At 45.9% G+C, this 19,770-nt stretch carries 21 protein-coding genes; 13 read left to right on the plus strand and 8 right to left on the minus strand.

Annotated elements, in window-relative coordinates; all coding sequences use genetic code 11:
* Positions 1-17: 17 nt before the first annotated feature.
* The 10 genes from BCU12_RS07325 (at position 18) to BCU12_RS07370 (ending at position 7,158) form a co-directional block, all read left to right on the plus strand.
* Entirely contained in the window at positions 18-1,292 is a 1,275-nt protein-coding gene (locus tag BCU12_RS07325; protein ID WP_102403690.1) for a glycosyltransferase, read from the plus strand.
* A 276-nt stretch (positions 1,293-1,568) separates the two neighbouring features.
* Positions 1,569-1,982 (plus strand): NUDIX hydrolase, encoded by a 414-nt coding sequence (locus tag BCU12_RS07330; RefSeq protein WP_102403691.1) that lies wholly within the window; start codon positions 1,569-1,571, stop codon positions 1,980-1,982.
* Positions 1,983-2,039: 57 nt separating this feature from the next.
* On the plus strand, positions 2,040-2,681 hold the full coding sequence (locus BCU12_RS07335) for a LysE family translocator (RefSeq protein ID WP_102403692.1): 642 nt from the start codon (positions 2,040-2,042) through the stop codon (positions 2,679-2,681).
* A gap of 109 nt (positions 2,682-2,790) precedes the next feature.
* The gene (locus tag BCU12_RS07340; RefSeq protein WP_102403693.1) at positions 2,791-3,174 is read left to right on the plus strand and encodes a MerR family transcriptional regulator; all 384 of its coding nucleotides are present in this window, start codon (positions 2,791-2,793) and stop codon (positions 3,172-3,174) included.
* 60 nt (positions 3,175-3,234) lie between these two features.
* Positions 3,235-4,011, plus strand: coding sequence for an SDR family oxidoreductase (locus BCU12_RS07345; protein ID WP_102403694.1), 777 nt, complete (start codon positions 3,235-3,237; stop codon positions 4,009-4,011).
* Positions 4,012-4,396: 385 nt separating this feature from the next.
* The gene (locus tag BCU12_RS07350) at positions 4,397-4,750 is read left to right on the plus strand and encodes a RidA family protein (RefSeq protein ID WP_102403695.1); all 354 of its coding nucleotides are present in this window, start codon (positions 4,397-4,399) and stop codon (positions 4,748-4,750) included.
* 123 nt (positions 4,751-4,873) lie between these two features.
* Complete coding sequence (locus tag BCU12_RS07355) at positions 4,874-5,332, plus strand: hypothetical protein (protein ID WP_102403696.1); 459 nt, start codon at positions 4,874-4,876, stop codon at positions 5,330-5,332.
* A 122-nt stretch (positions 5,333-5,454) separates the two neighbouring features.
* Entirely contained in the window at positions 5,455-5,847 is a 393-nt protein-coding gene (locus BCU12_RS07360; RefSeq protein ID WP_198599277.1) for a GFA family protein, read from the plus strand.
* 214 nt (positions 5,848-6,061) lie between these two features.
* Complete coding sequence (locus BCU12_RS07365; protein ID WP_102403698.1) at positions 6,062-6,691, plus strand: LysE family translocator; 630 nt, start codon at positions 6,062-6,064, stop codon at positions 6,689-6,691.
* A 101-nt stretch (positions 6,692-6,792) separates the two neighbouring features.
* A complete protein-coding gene (locus tag BCU12_RS07370) occupies positions 6,793-7,158 on the plus strand; it encodes a cupin domain-containing protein (RefSeq protein WP_102403699.1) in 366 nt (121 codons plus the stop codon).
* 453 nt (positions 7,159-7,611) lie between these two features.
* Here BCU12_RS07370 and BCU12_RS07375 read toward each other — a convergent pair whose 3' ends face one another.
* The 3 genes from BCU12_RS07375 to BCU12_RS07385 form a co-directional block, all read right to left on the minus strand.
* Positions 7,612-8,754: a glycerate kinase gene (locus BCU12_RS07375; protein ID WP_102403700.1), complete on the minus strand. Its 1,143-nt coding sequence runs from the start codon at positions 8,752-8,754 to the stop codon at positions 7,612-7,614.
* A gap of 22 nt (positions 8,755-8,776) precedes the next feature.
* Positions 8,777-10,132, minus strand: coding sequence for a GntP family permease (locus tag BCU12_RS07380; RefSeq protein WP_102403701.1), 1,356 nt, complete (start codon positions 10,130-10,132; stop codon positions 8,777-8,779).
* Positions 10,133-10,303: 171 nt separating this feature from the next.
* A complete protein-coding gene (locus BCU12_RS07385) occupies positions 10,304-11,452 on the minus strand; it encodes a sugar diacid recognition domain-containing protein (RefSeq protein WP_102403702.1) in 1,149 nt (382 codons plus the stop codon).
* A gap of 253 nt (positions 11,453-11,705) precedes the next feature.
* On the opposite strand from BCU12_RS07385, the gene BCU12_RS07390 reads away from it, so the two are divergent.
* Positions 11,706-12,581: an AEC family transporter gene (locus BCU12_RS07390; RefSeq protein ID WP_102403703.1), complete on the plus strand. Its 876-nt coding sequence runs from the start codon at positions 11,706-11,708 to the stop codon at positions 12,579-12,581.
* Positions 12,582-12,781: 200 nt separating this feature from the next.
* Here BCU12_RS07390 and BCU12_RS07395 read toward each other — a convergent pair whose 3' ends face one another.
* The 5 genes from BCU12_RS07395 to puuE form a co-directional block, all read right to left on the minus strand.
* Entirely contained in the window at positions 12,782-14,065 is a 1,284-nt protein-coding gene (locus BCU12_RS07395; RefSeq protein ID WP_102403704.1) for a urate hydroxylase PuuD, read from the minus strand.
* A 55-nt stretch (positions 14,066-14,120) separates the two neighbouring features.
* Entirely contained in the window at positions 14,121-14,714 is a 594-nt protein-coding gene (locus BCU12_RS07400; RefSeq protein ID WP_241909772.1) for an ureidoglycolate lyase, read from the minus strand.
* 40 nt (positions 14,715-14,754) lie between these two features.
* Positions 14,755-15,759, minus strand: coding sequence for an allantoicase (gene alc / locus BCU12_RS07405; RefSeq protein ID WP_102403705.1), 1,005 nt, complete (start codon positions 15,757-15,759; stop codon positions 14,755-14,757).
* A gap of 103 nt (positions 15,760-15,862) precedes the next feature.
* On the minus strand, positions 15,863-16,378 hold the full coding sequence (gene uraD / locus BCU12_RS07410; protein ID WP_102403706.1) for a 2-oxo-4-hydroxy-4-carboxy-5-ureidoimidazoline decarboxylase: 516 nt from the start codon (positions 16,376-16,378) through the stop codon (positions 15,863-15,865).
* Between the two features lie 27 nt (positions 16,379-16,405).
* Positions 16,406-17,317 (minus strand): allantoinase PuuE, encoded by a 912-nt coding sequence (puuE, locus tag BCU12_RS07415; protein WP_102403707.1) that lies wholly within the window; start codon positions 17,315-17,317, stop codon positions 16,406-16,408.
* Positions 17,318-17,842: 525 nt separating this feature from the next.
* Here puuE and uraH point away from each other — a divergent pair.
* Positions 17,843-18,196: a hydroxyisourate hydrolase gene (gene uraH / locus BCU12_RS07420; protein WP_102403708.1), complete on the plus strand. Its 354-nt coding sequence runs from the start codon at positions 17,843-17,845 to the stop codon at positions 18,194-18,196.
* Positions 18,197-18,401: 205 nt separating this feature from the next.
* A complete protein-coding gene (locus tag BCU12_RS07425) occupies positions 18,402-19,742 on the plus strand; it encodes an NCS2 family permease (protein WP_102403709.1) in 1,341 nt (446 codons plus the stop codon).
* The last annotated feature ends 28 nt before the right edge of the window (positions 19,743-19,770 follow it).

Raw genomic sequence — 19,770 nt, forward strand, 5'->3', positions numbered from 1 at the left:
ATAACAAAGGAAGTGAAATGAAAATACTCTTATTGACGGTCGGCTCCCGTGGCGACGTTGAACCCTTTGTCGCCTTGGGTAAGCAGCTGACTGAGAAAGGGCATCAGGTCGATCTTTGTACCGCCTCTCGATTTCAGTCAATGGTGGAAGAAAACGGCTTAAGTTACCAATACCTAACCGATGACCTGTTCAAAATCATGGAAGGCAATTCTCTCGAAAGTATGGGGAGCGTGGTCAGTGGTATACAGACCATGGCGAAGTTGATCAAAATCTCGAAGCCGATAAACCGTCAAATGATCATGGAAACCATTCAGGCCGGATTAGCCGTGCAACCCGAACTGATTATCTACCATCCGAAATGCCTTGCCGCGGTCTCTATCGCTGAGAAGTTCAGTATTCCCGCAATAATGGCGGCGCTGCAGCCTCTGGTGGTAAAAACGGCCAGTTTCCCACCAACTGGATTGCCGAACCTAGGTGCATTTATTAATAAACTCAGTTATGGCTTAGTTCATTTAGGGTACAAGCAGTACGCGAAGGAACTCAACCAGCAACGTGAAACGCTTTTAGCACTGCCAAAACTCAGCAACAACAAAGGCATTTTAAACCACAGTGACGGCAGACAAGTCCCTGTATTGCACGCTTTCAGTCAACACTTGGTGAAACGACCACAAGATTGGCCACTGCAATCAACCATCACTGGGTACTGGCGATTACCAATTGAAGACAGCAACTACCAACCTTCTCAAGCCCTGAGCGATTTCTTAGCCCATGACACCACGCCCATTTACATCGGCTTTGGGAGTATGTCTGGAAATGACCCTGCCAAAAAAGCACAACTGTTTATTGATGCGATAAAAGAATCGGGTGTCAGAGCGATCATTGCGACAGGCTGGGGTGGCTTGAAAGTTGAAGAGTTACCAGACCATATTCTTGCCATTGAATCGGCCCCCCATGATTGGTTGTTTCCCAAAGTAGACGCCGTTGTTCACCACGGTGGCGCTGGCACAACAGCCGCAGGGCTTGCCGCTGGAAGACCGACGTTAATCTGCCCGTTCTTTGGCGACCAGCCCTTTTGGGGGAAACTAATTGAGATCCATGGTTTAGGGCCAAAGCCGATAAAACAGAAGAAGCTCACGGTTGAAAACCTTGGAAAGGCCTTAACACAACTGGTTTCAGAGCCAAGATTCAAAGAGAACGCACAGCACTTTTCGACACAACTGACTAATGAAAATGGCGTCGATAATGCAATTGAGTGGATGGAGAAAAATGGCTTCTTGAAACACGCTCGTTGATCGTTCCAACATCCACCTAACTGAGCTCAATTGAGAAGAGTCATATCACGTATTTGACGGCCTTTACATGGCCGTTTTGTCCTCACTACCATCCATAACTGTCTTAAATGGTGGAAAGTGGTGGTAGTCACCTAGCAAGCTGTTCACGATGACCGAGAATATTTGGTATTTTTGCGTAGCGTTTTTGTCATGGTTTAAGTGAAGCACAAATCGGGGTTCGATTGTTCAAACTCTCGCTCGATGTGATACAACGTAGTGTCTGAAAAGGAACTCAACATGAATAATGAAGTACGAGTCGGCGTTGCGGCCGTTATTTTACGAGACGGTAAGGTTTTACTCGGCGAGCGCATGGGTTCTCACGGAGCAAACACTTGGGCGACACCGGGCGGACACCTTGAACTGGGTGAAAGTATTGAAGCGTGCGCCAAGCGCGAAACACTCGAAGAAACGGGGTTAGTGGTTGAATCATTTCGAAAGTTGGGTTTTACCAACGACATTTTCGACCAAGAGAACAAACACTACGTGACACTCTTTGTTGTGGCGTCTCAATCGAGTGGCGAACCGATGATAATGGAGCCCAATAAATGTAAGCAATGGAAATGGTTCGAGTTAAATGATCTGCCAGAACCTTTATTTCTGCCACTGACTAACTTACTCAAAGAATCTAAAGATCTGGCGGGGCTTGCCTAGTCAGACCTTTCAAAATGCACCCATTCGCACGTTCATCGTTAAAGAGAGGGAAAGTATATGGACATCAACACCATCTTAGCCTTTATGGCGGTCGCTACTTTACTCGTTATTTCACCTGGCCCTAACGGATTCCTCATCGCTAGAACTGTCCCTGTTTCGGGGAAAAAAGCTGGCTTTGCAAATATATGGGGCTTTGTCGCTGCGTTTTATGTGCATGGCACTTTATCCATCTTTGGTATTTCAATTCTCTTAGTTCAATCCGCTCAAGCGTTCTTTGTATTTAAGATGCTAGGTGCTGCATATCTAATCTGGATTGGTGTGAAAGCCATCATCAGTGCCTTCAAAAAGAGTCAAGCGTCACCTAAAAAGAAAGCACCAATAAGCAGTGCTCGAACTGTCTCCATACGAAGGGCTTTTTCTGAAGGCTTTATCACCAATGTGTTGAACCCGAAAGTGTCTATGTTTTATTTGGCGGCCTTTCCGCAATTCATGCCTAACTCCGAGAGTGCCCTCAATGCGTATGCGTTAGTCACCGCACATGCAGTGGTTAACTTCCTATGGTTTTCAATGATGATTGTGATGCTTTCTAAAATTAAAAGCGCGACCAATAATGGTAAATTTAAGGCTTGGCTGAACGCCATTACAGGCATCGTTTTTATCGCTTTTGGCTCCAAATTAGCCTTAATGAAGAATGGGTAATCGGCGCTTAAGCCTACACACAGCAACACTTAACAACGCCTTAGCGCCATCAAACAAACGTATGAAATATTCGGTAATGATGGTTGGAATGTTTATTTAGGAGTACCCAATGTACATAGGTGAACTGTCTAAAAAGTCTGGAGTAAGTATCAAAGCGATCAGACATTATGAAGATATCGCTTTAATTAAAACACCAGCGAGACAAGGGAAGTACCGAGTTTATGACGCGAGCTTCCTTGATGTGTTGGCCATGATTAAACTGGCTAAAAGCTTAGGTTTCACACTGAACGAGCTGCAAAATATTGCCAAAGCTAAAACGGATGAAGGTTTTGTACCAATGGATTTGTTAAAAGATGAAATTGCGAAAAAGCGGCAAAACATAAAGCAAAAAATGGAAAAAATGAATGAGATGTTGAGCGGGTTAACTCAGCTTGAGAAGGACGTTGCCCATCACAATGCCTGTTTATTGGAATCTTTTGAAAATAGGGATTGACTCTCCTGTTTAGGGGAGAGTTTAAGCTGTTACCTCACACATTGAAATGAGGTAACAAACATGAAAACAGCATTTATTACAGGCGCAACATCAGGTATTGGTTTGGCTTTTGCAAAGTTACTGGCTAAACAAGGTTACTCGCTCATTTTGCATGGACGTAACCAAAGTAAGCTTGATGAGCTTGAAAAATCCCTTCCTAATGTCGCGCGGACGATCACCGCAGACCTTGCAGATAATCAACAATTGGACCACCTTTTCACTGAATTAAAGAGCTACCAAAAAACCATTGACGTTGCCATTAACAACGCAGGTTTTGGGCTGTATGGTCGTCAATTGGAATTGAGCATTGATGAAGTCGAAGGCATGTTGGCGGTGAATATTTCTGCGCTCACCAGACTGAGCCATTATTTCGTTTCCACCATGACTGAAGTCGGAAGTGGTCATATTCTTAATGTTGCTTCCACCGCGGCGTACCAGCCCCAACCCTACTTTGCCGCCTATGCCGCCAGTAAAGCCTATGTCGCCAGCTTTACCGAAGCGTTAGCCGTTGAAACGAAAAACAGTGGTGTCAAACTCACTTGCCTGTCTCCCGGACGAACCAATACCGGCTTCTTTACCTTTGATGGTGTGGATACCTCGAAAGACAGCAGTGGCACTTTCGATTTAAAACACCGCGCTGATCCGGATAAGATCGCTCAATTAGGCTTGAAGGCAATGTTCAAAGGACAGCTTCGTGAAATTCCAACGTTAGAAAATAAGGTTTATGTCTTTCTCAATCGACTTCTACCTAGGTCTGTTATATTGGGAATGTATGAAAAAGCGATGATAAACATCTAGAGGGCTCGCTTTTTTCGCAACCAAACCCGAGCAAAACCGTTAAAGCGGACAATGAAGAGTTGATGAGTTTAGAACGGGGAACACCTTGTTGCTATCAACGATTTCATTGCCGCTTGATACGGCTTGAGAGGAAAGCAAAGACGATGCAAAACTTAGCATTGAATATTTAGACATTTGACGGTAAAACCGTGCCTTGTCTTACCTTTCACAACTCAGTGCCAATCTTCATAACAAGTGAGATGGTTACAATCAGGTCTGCAGTAAATAACCTCAATAGCAAGTCCAGTGGCAAATAAAGCCAATGATAAATATTCACTCATAGAGAACCTAGATGAGCACACGTGGTAATCTATCGTGTACTCAATCAACGAATTAAGGAGGCGTTATGCTAGAAAGAAAACAGGGTATTTATAGCGGAAGAAACAAATCTTCGGCCTACAAAGATTTAGTTTGGACAGTGGCGACCTCATCGGACACCTCATTAGATATTGTTGGCCAAACTGAACTAACGCTCGAAACAATAGAAGCCAACCTCATTGAGCTTGGCTCAAACAAGCACCGAATTATGAGCGCACAAGTTTACATCAGCGATATGGCGGATAAACCCAAGATGGACGAAGTCTGGAGTGACTGGTTAGGCAATAACCCAAACGATTGGCCCCAAAGAGCTTGCCTGGGAGTCAATCTAGAAGGTGACGTATTGATTGAAGTCACCGTGACAGCCATTCGCACGCTCTAAATTCAAACGATCTATATTCCAATAATATAAATAGTTGATAAGGCTCGTGGCATTTTACCAAAGCCATGAACAAACGATCGCCCCAATGACCACTTTAAACGCGATAAACGATCAGGAGGATCGATGAATCACAGCAATAATAGGTATCTAATCGCTGCGTCTGTGTGTTGCTTTCTGGCCGCCCTAGCCCATTTGGGCTGCATTGCCTTTGGTGCTGACTGGTACAGAGCTTTAGGTGCAGGTGAACAGATGGCTCTCATGGCGGAGAAAGGTCTTTGGTATCCAACCTTGGTGACACTCGCGATAGCAGTGGTTTTATCTGTTTGGGGGCTTTTTGCGCTGTCGGGATCAGGCGCGATTCTCACACTGCCTTTGACACGCACAGTACTCGTGTTGATTACAGGGGTTTTTCTTTTAAGGGCCGTCGCCTTTGTTGTGTTAATCCCATCGTTTCCAGACAATTCTTTAACCTTTTGGTTGGTCAGCTCTGGCATCTGTTTATTGATAGGCGGTTTATTTGCTGTGGGCACAAAGCAGCAATGGACAAAATTGGCGAGACCTAACAATAATAAAGTTGCTTAAAAGGATTTACGACGCGTGGCATTTTCAACGCATCTAACTCAATCAGTACAGTGTTGCACATTCGTATTTGTACTGTAATCATTCACACCTTGAGCAGGCATCATCAGAATGGAGCAGACATGATTAAACAAGTTGGAAACACCGAAATTTGCGTTCGCCATAAAGCAACGTGCCATTGTGGCGAAGTAGAGCTTGAGTTACATCTGCCCAATGGGATTGAAAAACCAAGACGTTGCGACTGCTCGATCTGTCGTCGAAAAGGCGCGATTGTTGCGTCAGTAAAGCTTGATGGCATTCGGATACTAAAAGGGCAAGACTCGTTGAAGCTCTATCAATTTAATACCAATACCGCCAAACATTATTTCTGCTCGAACTGCGGCATTTATACGCACCACCAACGCCGTTCAGACCCTACTGAGTATGGTTTTAACGTGGGGTGTTTAGATGGCGTCAACCCCTTTGATTTAGACAGCGTAGTGACTAACGATGGGGTCAACCACCCAGCGGATCGTTAGTGTTGAAGCCACACTCCCCAAACTAGCTGTACTCAGCCGTCCACAAGATGCGGCCAAATTTCTCGCCGTATTAGTTTCAAAACTAATACGACTCACACTCTTTCATAGGCGATGAAGACAGGCCCGTTTCACTTATTCGTTCATTGTGGCAAACTGACCTGTCCTTCGTTAATGCAATGTTAACCACTGCCGTCACTTTATTTGAGGTATCAAAATGGAACTTTTACAAGGTTTGCTGCTAATTACATCCATTCACTTATTAGCGGCCGCTTCACCCGGCCCCGATTTTGTGTTGGTCTCTCAGCAAACATTATCTAATGGAAAAAAAGCAGGAATAATGTGCAGTATTGGCATCGCATTGGGGCTTTCTATCCACATCACCTATTCTGCTTTTGGTTTAGCCACCGTCATTGCAAACTCATCGAGCGCATTGTGGGTGATCAAAATCCTCGGTGGGGGCTACCTTATTTACTTGGGTATCAAAGGCCTTAAAGCAAAAGCCGCAACAACCTCTGTCGAAGAGACCGTCACGCCTAAAAGATACTCTGCAAAGAAAAGCATCGGCGTTGGCTTTTTGTGTAATGCACTCAACCCGAAAGCCCCAATTTACTTTGTTTCTCTATTCACGGTGGTGTTGTCGCCGGATATGCCGCTCTATCAAATCGCCATCTACGGTGCCTGGATCATGCTGATTCAATTCGCATGGTTTGCTCTCGTTGTCGGTATTTTATCCAGACCCGCCATTAATCTACGTTTTAAACAATCTGGTCACTGGATAGACCGTGTTCTAGGTGGCGCAATGATAATGTTGGGTATCAAGGTTATTGCGACGCGCACAAACTAGAATGATTACGTTTGCCAGATAGAAACAACGAGGTAGATGCGTTCGTTCGAGTCTGCCTCAACACCCTCTGTTTAATAATGCATTATACGTAAGGAGATCAAATGAATAAGATCAATATTAGCGAGAAGTTTGGTTTATTTTCAGAAGAGTGGACACCTAAAATCATCGCCGAATCCAATGAACAACTCGTCAAGATAGCCAAAGGAAGTGGTGAGCTGGTTTGGCATAAGCATGAAAATGAAGACGAGCTATTTATTGTGTTTAAAGGGCAGCTAACCTTATTGATGAAATCTGGCAATGTCGTCCTTAATCCCGGTGAAATGTACGTGGTTCCAAAAGGCGTTGAACATTGCCCCAAAGCAGATCCCGACACCCACTTCATGATGATAGAACCCTCATCAACAGCTCATACAGGCGAAGAGAAAAGTGAAGTAACCGTCGCATCAGAACAACAGGTTTGGATTTAACCCTGTCAGCACGTCTCTATGAATGGCGAGTGGCGAGTAACCACCTACGTTCAATTAAGACTACAACCTTGTTTATACGATCTTAAATACCGTTCTTTTGCTATCAACATAGCTAGCGAAAAGTTGGATGTGAGGAAAATAAGCGTGCTAAATCTTCATTGTCTCGCCGCTTGTGGATGAAACAGGGATAGTCATAGGCTGCTCATATTAACAATCTAGAATAAGTAACAACGAGCGGGCCCACTACAATAGTCACTCTGTTACCGACAATTGTAACCGTAAACAGACTTTGGGATGGTTGCACCTGCTGTAGTCGGTACGGCTTCCATCGGCCTTAACCTTTACATCGCTGATATTCAGTCATTTTTATGATGAACGTAAAAAAGGAGCATATTGAATGCTCCTTTTGGCTGTCAGTCTAACAAGACTGTAATCACTGAGGCTTATCGAAAGCTATGCGTTACCAAACTGAATAGACAGTGATTTCGCCACGTTTCGAGAGGTCATCTCCACATTGAAAGCCGCTTCCTTTAGCGCTGTGGGTAAATCAGTCGCGCCCAAAACCACGCTAAAAGCCGCATCGATACCGTGCTCATGAACAACAGCGCAATCGGCTGCCGTTGAGCCAGCGATAGCGATAACAGGAAGATCAAACTGTTTAGCCGTTCGTGCAACGCCCACAGGGGTTTTCCCATGAATGGTTTGGCTATCAATACGCCCTTCGCCTGTGATCACAAGGTCTGCATCTTTCACCACTTCAGAAAGGTTGACCGCATCCATCACAATGTTGATGCCTGGACGCAGATTCGCGTTAAACAAACCTATCAGAGCCGCGCCTAAACCACCCGCCGCGCCAGCGCCGGATACATCTTTAACGCTCACATCGGTCGCATCAAAAATCATTCGTGCATAGTGTTCAAGATTGGCGTCTAAAGTCTGAATCATCTCCGGTGTTGCACCCTTTTGCGGGCCGAACACATTCGATGCGCCTTTAGGGCCACAAAGAGGGTTATCAACGTCACACGCGACTTCCAGAGCCACGGTGTTCAAACGAGGATCAAGATTCGATAGGTCGATACTTGCAAGCTTATCCAACGAACCACCACCAAACGCCAACTCATTGCCGCGGCTATCCAGCATTTTTACGCCCAATGCTTGAGCCAACCCGACTCCACCATCGTTTGTCGCACTGCCGCCCAGACCAATAATAATGTGCTTAACACCGCGATCTAACGCAGACTTAATTAATTCTCCGGTACCATATGAAGTGGTCAACAACGGATTCCGTTGGCAGGGTTCAACAAGGTGTAATCCAGAAGCCGCTGCCATTTCAATCACAGCGGTAGAGCCATCACCCACAAGGCCAAAAAAGCCTTGCACGGAATCGCCCAATGGGCCCGTGACTTGTTGCTCAACAATGACCCCACCTGTCGCATCGACGAGTGACTGAACCGTTCCTTCACCGCCATCAGCCATCGGCAGCTTGATGTATTGCGCATTTGGCATGACTTGTTTAAAGCCACGCTCAATCGCTGTTGCTACTTCCATTGCCGTTAGGCTTTCTTTGTACGAATCCGGCGCAATAACCACTTTCATATAGTCGTCCTGATAGTTAAATTTAGAGAAGGACCAAGCTCAATAGGTACACTAGCGTCATCGCTGTAACCCCTTGAACTAAGGTCGCCATAGTTTGCGCACGATATGCCAAACCTACCGACATACGGCTGAATTGAGACACCACCCAGAAAAAGCTGTCATTCGCATGCGATACTGTCATCGCTCCTGCACCAATCGCCATCACAGTCAGTACACGACCCATTTCAGAATCAAGACCTAGCTGCGCGAGCATAGGGGCAACCAATGCTGAGGTTGTTACCAATGCAACGGTCGAAGATCCTTGAGCCGATTTCAGCGCCGCCGCAACAATAAACGGCATAAAGATACCCACACCTAATGCTGACAACGTAGTGCCTAAATAGTCACCCAGTGGCGTTGCTTTAAGGACGGCACCAAAGGCACCACCCGCTCCAGTAATAAGCAGGATAGGCGCGGCAGCAACAATGCCTTGGTTAATGCGCTCACCAAATTCTTCAATTTTATTGCTTGTTTTCAGAAGTCGTGTTGCCAGCAACAAACCAATGATCAATGCCGTTAGCGGCTGGCCTAAGAAGTTCAGCGCATCAAACAGGAAACCATCCCCCAAAGGAAGTGAAGGGAATCGTGCAATAGAGCCAAAACAAATCAATAGAATAGGGACAAAGATAGGCGCGAATGCTTGGCCTGCCGTTGGAAGTACACCATAAGAGGCTTTCAGCGTTTTCCAATCTTGATTGGCTTCAGCCAACTCATCAGCCTCACCGTCTGGCGCGACGTCTTTAAAGCGGTTAGCCCAAAGCATTCCGGCTAAAGCAGCGACCGCGGCGACGAACACACCAACGCCAATCACCAAGCCAAGATTGGATTCTAAACCCAGATTACCTGCGGCTGCGATTGGGCCAGGTGTCGGCGGCACAAACGTATGTGTGGCATAAAGACCGGCGGCTAAGGCAACACTCATCGCGACACTTGAGGTTTTTAATCGATTAGCAAGCGACTCTTTTAGAGAGTTTAGAATAACAAAGCCAGAGTCACAGAAAACAGGAACAGACACGATGTAACCAATGATCGTCATCGTGAGCGTTGGGTAACGTTCACCAAGCACTTTAATCACGGTATCCGCCATAGTGATCGCGGCACCACTCTTCTCGAGTATCACGCCAATGATGGTACCCAGTACAATAACAAGACCAATGTAACCCAAAATGCCGCCAAAGCCCGACGCAATGGTCTTAGCAATGCTTTCTGCGGGCAAGCCGTAAGCAAAAGCCGCTAAAAAAGCAGCCAATATGAGTGCTAGAAATGGATGTACTTTGTACTTTGTTGTTGAAAGGACGATAAACGCTATCACCCCCAACAATATCAAGATAAGTGTCATGGTAATTCCTTGTTCGTTATATGTTTCTCCAGCATGGCATCATTGCTTATACTGGGTGCGTCTGTAGGGACGGCACCATTATCGAGAGACTCTGCCTCTATTCCTTTAGGCACATTAACAAATTACTTACATTTATAACGCCAAAGATTGTGCACTTGCACATTTGTCTAATTAGTCTTCCACCGTTTTCAGAGCAAGATGCAACTGAATAACATCCTCTAACTTATTAATATCTAAGCCAGTAATCTCTCCCACCCTATCGAGTCGATACCTCAATGTATTACGGTGAATATGTAACTGTTCACAAGTTTGCGCTAGGTCGCAGTTTTGCGCGAAATATTGCCTCAGCGTGCGAATCAGCGTTCCTTTTCCATCCTGCTCTTTGAGTGTGTTAATTGGAGCAACCAGAAGATCCGTTTTCCAAGAGTCTTGTTTCAAACTACTGATGATGACCGACAACTTATGATCATAGAAAAACAGTGAACTGCGAGACGTTGGCATGCACGAGTCTAAGGTTGCTTTCGCGGTTTCGTAAGAGCGAGCCAACCCTGACAGCCCCTCAAAATAGCCTCCGACAAAAATTTGTATCGCAAAATCACACTCTTTCTTTGCTCGTCGAATCAGTTTATCCACTCGAACCTTTTCCGCTGCAATGCACCACTGCTCGTCTTTTACTGTGATGGGCTTGAGTACCACCACTTCATTGCTCGAGACTGACACAATGCCAACGATGTTGTCGCGGGCTGGGTATTCCAATAAATTAACCAGCTTATGCAGTTGCTCTTGAGTCACAGTCTTATTCGCTTTAGGCACCACTTTTACCAGTGCCGCAACACGAGGTTGTACAAGATCAAGATCCAACCGCTCGGCTATCGACATCAGTTGATGATCATTCAGGCTCGAACCGCCAATCAGCTGCATTAGCAACTCTTCTCGGTGCCGGTTATTCCACTGAATTTGCGCCATCATTGCCGCTTGCTCAACGATCAACTCTGCGGTCATCTGAACCAATTCACCAAAGCTTCGTACATCATCCGGAAGCCCTGAAACGCCCACCACACCAATAACGGTGTCTTGATAGACGATGGGAAGATTGATGCCTTCTTTTACACCAATCAGTGTGCTCGCAACCGTTTTATTGATTTCTACCGTGCGATTGTCATTGATGGCGAGCAATGCTCCCTCATGCGTTCGATGGAGTCGTTTAGGGTCGCTTGACCCAATGATTTGCCCATTCTCATCCATCACATTGACGGGGTATTGAATTATTTTGCTGGCTCTTTCGACAATCTGTCGCGCGATCAGTGAATTTAACTGCATGGTGATGACTCTTCATTCAAATCAAAATTCAGTATATCCAAACTGAGCCAAACTTCTTGTTCAAACGCACAAATTGTTTCCTGCTTTACTTTCCTGACTTTGTCTTACGATTGTCGTATTTACCCTGAATTGGCAGCTCAGTCTAACGACAATTCGTAATAACACTGAGTGACGACACAGTAAATTATTGATAACGTAAAGAAGACGATGATTTTCACTTCTTCACTGCGTTATCAATAATTTAAGGGTTTCTATGTTCGAGCAAGTAGTCAATATTCTCTTCCCCGTTTTTGCTCTCGCTTTCACCGGCTTTCTCGTCAGTCGCTGGCTAAAACCTGATTTCAGTCCGATTAACCAAATCAATATGAATGTCTGTATTCCAGCGCTGGTATTTGCTTCGTTAGCCACCATGCCACTGGATACAGAGCAGCTCCCATTGATCTACGCGTCACTTGTTGCGGTGTTGGTTCCTGGTTTATTGATGATTCCAATCTGCAAGTTTTCAGGGCTTAATTTTAAGGCTTGGGCGCCGCCCCACATGTTTCGCAACAGTGGCAATTTAGCCATTCCACTGTTCGCTTATACGTTCGGCGAAGCGGCGCAATCACCCGCCGTGCTTCTGTTTGTTATGTCAGCTTGTATTCACATCAGCGTTGGATTGGCGCTACTCAGTTCGGGAAACCCGTTTAAACAGATTTTCACCATGCCCGTTTTTCTCGCAGCAGCGCTTGCCATGATCTTGAACTTATCGGGTATTTCGGTGTGGACACCACTATACGAAGCTAGCTCATTATTAGGCCAAGCTGCCGTACCGATTATGCTGTTGTCTCTAGGGTCTCAAATGGTCAACCTACGCTTGAGTGGTTTAAAGGTTGGTCTGCTGTGCACTGCACAATCGTTGTTCACTGGGGCTGTCGCATTCACCCTCATTTACTTCTTTATTCCACTGCCAAAACTGCACCTACAGATGATGGTCTTATTTACCATGTTGCCACCCGCAGTCATGAATTATCTATTTGCTGAGCGTTTTAATGTTGAGCCTGAAAATGTTGCGTCTATGGTTCTGTTTTCAAACTTCCTCAGCGTCGTCACATTGCCCGTTTTATTACTGTTTGCTCTTTCTTTGTAGCGTCTTTCTATACAGCGAGCTTCCCTGTAGCAACTGCCTTGTAGAAACTTGCCTTTTGGTAATAACACCATATTAAACAGTGCTTAAAATTGAGCGCCCTTCCCATTGGAAAGGGCGTTTTTCCGTCTCTAGATGATTTCTAGCGTTGGGGGTTGAAACCTCATCGCCGCTATTAATCACTATTGAACGCTGTTGAACCGTTATTGGATCATTGCACCTTGCTCAACCCACTCACCAATCAGTGATCGCTCATCATCTGTCATTTGAGTCAGGTTGCCCAACGGCATCACCTTGGTTGTGACGGTTTGAGCCACAATTCGAGGGACATTCGCTTTGATCTCTTCCGGTGTATCAAGAATAACGCCTGCTGGCGCAGCGGCAAAAGCAGCATGCGATGGTGTGGCAGAGTGACAAACCGAACAACGCTCTTGAATCACATCATTGATCTGTTCAAATGGAATCGTGCTTGAGTCGCTATGCGCTTCTTGTGAAGAAGCGGCCACAAGCTCTTGCGTTGTCGATTCTGTTTGCGTTGCTGGCTGTACTTGTTCAACCACTGGCTTTTGTACCACTGGGGTCATTGATTTCTTCGCATACGGGGATGTCACGAAGGCAAGCGTAATCATACCCAGCGCTGCAATAGGCACTGTCCATGCGTATTTCTGGCTACCATGACGTGTATTGAAATAGTGGCGAACCAGGATACTGAAAATAGACAAACCCGCTAAAATCAACCAGTTGTATTCGTGTCCATACGTGCTTGGAAAGTGATTACTGATCATAATGAACAGCACTGGCAGCGTTAGGTAGTTGTTGTGACGCGAACGCAGTAAACCTTTTGCTGGTAACGTCGGATCTGGCTCTCTGTTCTCTTCAATGGCTTTAACCAGATTACGCTGCGCCGGCATGATGATGCGAAATACGTTACCTACCATGATGGTACCAATGATTGCACCAACATGAATGTACGCACCACGACCACTAAAGACCTGAGACAGACCGTAAGCCGCGCCAACTAGGCCCAAGAATAAAACAAAGCCAAGCAGTTCTGGTTTCTTACCCAGCGGCGAGTCACAAAGAAAATCGTAAACGAACCAACCCGCGATTAAAGCGCCAATACCAATTGCAATGGCGGTCGTGGAATCAAGTCCTGAACCCGGTGCAATTAGGTAGATTTCTGCGTTGAGGTAGTACACCACCCCTAGCAGGGCGACACCTGTGATCCATGTGAAATACGCTTCCCACTTAAACCAGTGCAAATGCTCAGGCATTTCTGGCGGCGCCAGCTTGTACTTTTCTAGGTGATAAATACCGCCACCGTGAATTGCCCATAAATCGCCCGACAACCCTGTTTTCGGGTTAACACGGTTTAAGTTGTTCTCTAGCCAAACAAAGTAGAACGATGCGCCGATCCATGCGACACCGACTATCATGTGAACCCAGCGAATTGCTAAGTTCAGCCATTCAGTAATATGCGGATCCATAATTTACTCCTTTAACACAGCCACGCTCTCGTCTTATTTCTCATCCCAAAGGATTTCAATGAGCGATCGCGAACTGTTTTTCATCCTGATTATTCAAATTAGGGAGATCATCTAAATGCAAAGAAACCAAGTTGTCTTCAAAATGCACTTCATCGCAGTTATTCCCCTCACCGGCGCGATCGACAATTAAGAATCGATCCTGTTCGGTGAGCGCTAATACTGGGTGATGCCATACCCCTTTCAAGTAGTTCACGCCCTGTTTGCCATTGCTTAGAAAAGCACGACATTGAGATAGGGCTGGGTTGTCTCCCTTAGGGGCTACAACGATTAAATAAGGCTGACCAAGTAAAGGAATGAACGCTTGAGAGCCAAGTGGGTGTCGCTCTAACATCTTTATAGTTAGCGGGTATTCAAGTGGCGTTGCCTCGAAAATACTCATAATAGTGCGACCACCTTGCTCTTCTACATCGGCACTGGCGAGTTTATGAAAACGCTTAGTCGATCCATTATTGATCATAAAGAAATCACTATTTTCAGCTTCTATCACCTCACCAAACTCTGCAAATGCTTGCTTGGTTAATGGTTCAATCACCAGAGATTGAAGCGTCGTTGTCGCGTTGTCCTTGCTCATGCCACTTTCATTACTCATAAAGAGTTCCTACCTAGATTTCGCCATTACTTAACAATTACTACTCTGCTTTTGTGCCGAATAAACGTAAACGGCTGATACCACCATCTGGGAAGATGTTCAGTCGAACGTGCGTAACAGCGCCTAAGTCGTTCACCTGTTCATTAAACTCATGCAGCTCGTGAGCCGACAGTTTTTGAGCAGGCAATAGCTCACGCCAGAAAAGGCTTTGTGTTTCGACTTGGTCGTCGGTTCCGCCCTTTACGTACGCCGCTTGAATTGAACAACTGTCTGGGTAGTTTCCTTTAAAGTGCGCGGTATCAACGATCACTTGTGAGATATTGGCAGAGTGGCCAAGTGCAACAATAACCCAATCATTACCAGGGGTGCGTCGACGCGCGGTTTCCCAACCATCACCCATGTTCTCACCTCGACCAGGGCCAAGAATGTTCGATTTTGTGCCGTAGTGTTCATCACTACACGCCAGCGCACGACCGCCATTTTCAACGGCAGCGAAATCGATTGTCTGCGTGGTACTGAGGTTATCCCAATCCACGCTCGGGCGACCATAAACACGCAAACGAGCGACACCGCCGTCAGGGTAAATATTCAAACGTACGTGTGTGTAAACTTTGTCGCTGTCAATTTCAGTAAGGTGGTGCTTGTCACCTTGAAGGCTTGTGGAAGCAATGATCTCATCCCACTCTTGCGACTCAGAAGGTGCGCCTTCAGGGCTGTAACAGGCATCCAACGACGCTGATGGTGGAAAGTTGCCGGTAAACCAAGTGGTATCAATGTCGACGCCCGCAATCGTGCCCGCTAGACCCAGCTTCACGACGCAGTAGTCATAACCTTCACCGCGCTTACGACGACTCTCCCAGCCATCCATCCACTTGCCGTTATCATCGTAGACATCGTCTTTCCATTCAGGCGCTTCACGGCGTAGCATGCGAGACTTATCGGCAAAGAAATCATCCGTTGCGTACAGCGCTTCCGCACCTAAACGCTCGTCTGCTAAGTTTGTGTAGCCTTGAAATTGCTCTGTTTTTTCTACTTCTAGGGTCATTCGTCTAATTCCTTCCAATGAATCAATTATCAATAAATAATAAAATGAGTACCGAGGCTTTTTTAGGCGCTCGATTTAAGCCGAAACAGTTGTCGCTGGTGACTTACATGTCTCGGAGGCGAAACAGAGCGATCTTGTTGATCTCTTGAATCGCAGTAGCAAACTCAGTTTCACTATCATTGCCTAATCGCGTCTCGAACGACTCGAGAATTTGGTAACGATTGGCCCCTTTTACCGCCATGATAAAGGGAAAGTTGAAGCGACTTTTGTAGCTATTGTTATAGGTGGTAAATTTAGCAAACTCTTCTGACGAGCATTGATCAATGCCTGCGCCAGCCTGCTCTGAGGTTGAGGCAGCAGTAAGTTCACCGTTCACGGCAGCTCGACCCGCTAAATCGGGGTGAGCATTAATCAGTGCCAACTGTTTGTCTTGGCTGGCATTCAGCAGTGATGACGACATTTTAAGGTGTAGATTTTCTACGTGGTCATCTTCATCACTAAGCCCTTGTTCATAAACGACTTGCGCCACCCAAGGACTGTGCTCATACACATCAGCAAAGTGAGAGACGAACGTCTCTTTATCCATTTGAGTTGGCTGACAAAATCTAAACTGGGTCATTGCGCCCTCCTTGAGCATTAATGATGATTATTTCGAGTATGGGTGCACTTCGTGCCAGTGCTGTGCAATATCGACGCGGCGTGTCAGCCACACTCGATCGTGCTGTTTTACGTAATATAAGAATTTACGAAGCGCGGCAATACGCCCAGGGCGGCCAATTAAACGGCAATGTAGCCCCACCGACATCATTTTTGGTGCGGTTTCGCCTTCGAGATATAAGGTGTCAAAGGTGTCTTTTAAGTACTGATAAAACTGCTCGCCACTGTTAAAGCCTTGCACGGTTGAGAAGCGCATATCATTGGCGTCTAATGTATAGGGGATCACCAGTTGCGGTTTGCCTGCTTCGGTATGCCAGTAAGGCAGGTCATCGTCATACGCATCGGAGTCATACAAAAATCCGCCCTCTTCCGCGACAAGTTGACGTGTGTTTGGGCCTGTTCTTCCGGTGTACCAACCCACAGGTCGTGACCCTGTCACCTGCTCAATAATGTCAATGGCTTTACTCATGTGCTCGCGCTCAAGATCTTTATCCATGTATTGATAATCGATCCAGCGATAACCATGGCTGCAAATTTCGTGGCCGGCTTTCACCATGGCTTCTGCAACGTCAGGGTGACGTTCAATCGCCATCGCAACCGCAAACACAGTTAACGGAATTTGGTATTCATCGAACAAGCGAAGAACACGCCATACTCCGGCGCGGCTGCCGTATTCATAAATGGATTCCATGCTCATATGGCGCTCGCCTTTTATCGGCTGCGCAGAAGGAATCTCGGATAAGAAGGCTTCCGATTCACCATCGCCATGCAGTACGCAACGCTCCCCGCCTTCTTCATAATTAAGGACGAACGAAATGGCTACTTTGGCGTTATTCGGCCAATGGGGATGAGGTGGATTTTGGCCATAACCAATTAAATCTCGGGAATAATCCTTATTCATCCAAATGCTCCTTGCTCAATTCAATAGAGAAACAATGTTAATTATAGAACCTACCCTCAATTCGAAATGCGCGGTTAAGCCTGAGACAAATGGGTAATGACTCTATGTCTTTGTAGGAAGAAAACCGTTCACTGAATTGGCTACCTTAGCCCTGACTCAATAATCGAAGTGGATAAATTTGCTTACCTCTCTAAACCCTACACTTACATTGTATACAATTTTTTATTTTAATGTAAAGAAAATGTTTATTAAGTTAATTAAAATAAAGTCATACTTTAAAATCAGCAACTTACAACCAAACAGTCATACTAAGATCAATATCACAGTTGGATTAGAATCGACTAAATCATCAATTACACGTAACAAACCCATAACATTAAGCTTTACTATTCCAAAAATTGTGTACATATTAATAGCACACCCACGAGAACAACGTTTCGTGTGAATGTTAAGAAAGACGATCTATTTATAAAGCGAATTATTTCGTAGTAGCTATCAAGGAGTGCGCAACCGCGCAGAAGCACAATGGGAAAACTCACAACGCACGTATTAGACACAATGAAGGGAGCGCCTGGCTCAGAAATCAAAGTGGAATTATTCAAGTTTGATGGTGAGCAGCTTCAATCAGTCGGCCATACCTATACCAATAACGACGGTCGAACCGACTCCCCGTTACTAGAAGGTGATGAATTTCAATCAGGGAAATATCAACTGGTATTTCATGTCGCAAGTTATTTCGAAAAGCAAGGCGTCACGCTCGACGATGTTCCCTTTCTTGACGATGTTGTGATTCGATTTGGACTCAATGACAGTGACGCGCATTACCACGTACCACTTTTGGTTTCCCCATACAGTTTTTCAACCTACCGAGGTAGTTAATCTAACGTCGTTAACCGCCAATTCATAAATCAATATAAGGCGACGTTAACGGTTCAACAGAGCACCAAACTTATTTTATTAGTGCTGTTGATCACCGCCCTATTGTCACTGGGTAATAGGGAGCGATTAACAGCAATACAAGAATATCGTTGAAGTTTTTTCAGATTCAATGACGGAACATAAATAAGAAAAAGGACTTGCTGTAATGAATGAAAGTAAAGCAGATGTACTCAACGAACAGCCTAGTGATGGCTTGTTAGAGCGCTTTTTTAAAATTAAAGCACACGGAAGCAGTGTAAAAAACGAGCTAATGGGCGGTGTCACCACTTTCGCGACCATGGCGTACATTATCTTCGTCAACCCACAGATTATGGCCGCTTCAGGCATGGATATGGGCGCTGTTTTTGTCGCCACCTGTATTGGTGCCGCCATAGGTTGTATTTTAATGGGACTGTTTGCTAACTGGCCCGTCGGGCTTGCTCCGGGCATGGGTCTCAACGCGTTTTTCTCATTCACCGTTGTCAGTGAAATGGGCTACAGCTGGGAAGTGGCACTGGGTGCGGTATTTATTTCTGGCGTGCTCTTCGTAGGGATGAGTTTTTATAAGGTTCGCGAGTGGATCATTGAAAGTATCCCCCACAGTTTGCGTTACGCGATGACTGCTGGTGTGGGTCTGTTTCTGGGGCTTATTGGCCTGAAAACAGCGGGTATCGTTGTTGAAAACCCAGCAACATTAGTTTCATTGGGGGATTTCACCAACCCTAACGCACTACTCGCGGCCGTGGCATTCTTAATCATTGCGGTCTTGAGTGAGCGCCGCGTATTTGGTGCTGTTCTTATCGGGATTTTAAGCGTCACACTGATTGGTATGGCTCTGGGTCTGGTTGAATACGGCGGCTTCTTCTCGGCTCCACCAAGCATTGCGCCCACCTTTATGGCCATGGACATCGCAGGTGCATTGAACATCTCAATGGTCAGTGTCATCTTGGCTTTCTTATTCGTGAATATGTTTGATACCGCAGGCACATTAATGGGTGTGGCAGATCGTGCAAACCTCATCAACAAAGAAACTGGCCGCATTGAAGGGCTAAGTAAAGCACTTAAAGCAGACAGTATCGCAAGTGTTGCCGGGGCGTGTGTGGGTTGTCCACCCGTGACCAGTTACGTTGAAAGTGCAGCAGGTGTAGCAGCAGGCGCTCGAACTGGCCTTTCTGCGATTGTCGTAGGCGCACTGTTTGTCGCGGCCATCTTCCTTTCTCCTTTGGCCGGTATGATCCCAGCATACGCAACATCTGGCGCGCTCATCTATGTCGCCTTTGTCATGATGAGCAGCATGCAGCACGTTGATTGGAAAGATTTCACGAACGGTGCTCCAGCGGCCATGACCGCGCTAATGATGCCATTAACCTTCTCAATCGCTAACGGTATTGCGCTTGGCTTTATTACTTACACCGTTTTAAAAGTCGCGACAGGTAAAACGAAAGACGTCTCTATCTCGATGTATGTCCTGACCGCTATCTTCGTTGCTAAGCTCGTTTATATCTAAACACAGGCTTAACTCGTCTCATTTAAGC

The organism is Vibrio sp. 10N.261.55.A7 (assembly GCF_002877365.1).
GTDB lineage: Bacteria > Pseudomonadota > Gammaproteobacteria > Enterobacterales > Vibrionaceae > Vibrio.

Bases quoted from the DNA above. Each gene is read 5' to 3' on its own strand.
- BCU12_RS07325 (WP_102403690.1), top strand. From the start codon at position 18: ATGAAAATACTCTTATTGACGGTCGGCTCCCGTGGCGACGTTGAACCC.
- BCU12_RS07330 (WP_102403691.1), top strand. From the start codon at position 1,569: ATGAATAATGAAGTACGAGTCGGCGTTGCGGCCGTTATTTTACGAGAC.
- BCU12_RS07335 (WP_102403692.1), top strand. From the start codon at position 2,040: ATGGACATCAACACCATCTTAGCCTTTATGGCGGTCGCTACTTTACTC.
- BCU12_RS07340 (WP_102403693.1), top strand. From the start codon at position 2,791: ATGTACATAGGTGAACTGTCTAAAAAGTCTGGAGTAAGTATCAAAGCG.
- BCU12_RS07345 (WP_102403694.1), top strand. From the start codon at position 3,235: ATGAAAACAGCATTTATTACAGGCGCAACATCAGGTATTGGTTTGGCT.
- BCU12_RS07350 (WP_102403695.1), top strand. From the start codon at position 4,397: ATGCTAGAAAGAAAACAGGGTATTTATAGCGGAAGAAACAAATCTTCG.
- BCU12_RS07355 (WP_102403696.1), top strand. From the start codon at position 4,874: ATGAATCACAGCAATAATAGGTATCTAATCGCTGCGTCTGTGTGTTGC.
- BCU12_RS07365 (WP_102403698.1), top strand. From the start codon at position 6,062: ATGGAACTTTTACAAGGTTTGCTGCTAATTACATCCATTCACTTATTA.
- BCU12_RS07370 (WP_102403699.1), top strand. From the start codon at position 6,793: ATGAATAAGATCAATATTAGCGAGAAGTTTGGTTTATTTTCAGAAGAG.
- BCU12_RS07375 (WP_102403700.1), bottom strand. From the start codon at position 8,754: ATGAAAGTGGTTATTGCGCCGGATTCGTACAAAGAAAGCCTAACGGCA.
- BCU12_RS07380 (WP_102403701.1), bottom strand. From the start codon at position 10,132: ATGACACTTATCTTGATATTGTTGGGGGTGATAGCGTTTATCGTCCTT.
- BCU12_RS07385 (WP_102403702.1), bottom strand. From the start codon at position 11,452: ATGCAGTTAAATTCACTGATCGCGCGACAGATTGTCGAAAGAGCCAGC.
- BCU12_RS07390 (WP_102403703.1), top strand. From the start codon at position 11,706: ATGTTCGAGCAAGTAGTCAATATTCTCTTCCCCGTTTTTGCTCTCGCT.
- BCU12_RS07395 (WP_102403704.1), bottom strand. From the start codon at position 14,065: ATGGATCCGCATATTACTGAATGGCTGAACTTAGCAATTCGCTGGGTT.
- BCU12_RS07400 (WP_241909772.1), bottom strand. From the start codon at position 14,714: ATGAGTAATGAAAGTGGCATGAGCAAGGACAACGCGACAACGACGCTT.
- alc (WP_102403705.1), bottom strand. From the start codon at position 15,759: ATGACCCTAGAAGTAGAAAAAACAGAGCAATTTCAAGGCTACACAAAC.
- uraD (WP_102403706.1), bottom strand. From the start codon at position 16,378: ATGACCCAGTTTAGATTTTGTCAGCCAACTCAAATGGATAAAGAGACG.
- puuE (WP_102403707.1), bottom strand. From the start codon at position 17,317: ATGAATAAGGATTATTCCCGAGATTTAATTGGTTATGGCCAAAATCCA.
- uraH (WP_102403708.1), top strand. From the start codon at position 17,843: ATGGGAAAACTCACAACGCACGTATTAGACACAATGAAGGGAGCGCCT.
- BCU12_RS07425 (WP_102403709.1), top strand. From the start codon at position 18,402: ATGAATGAAAGTAAAGCAGATGTACTCAACGAACAGCCTAGTGATGGC.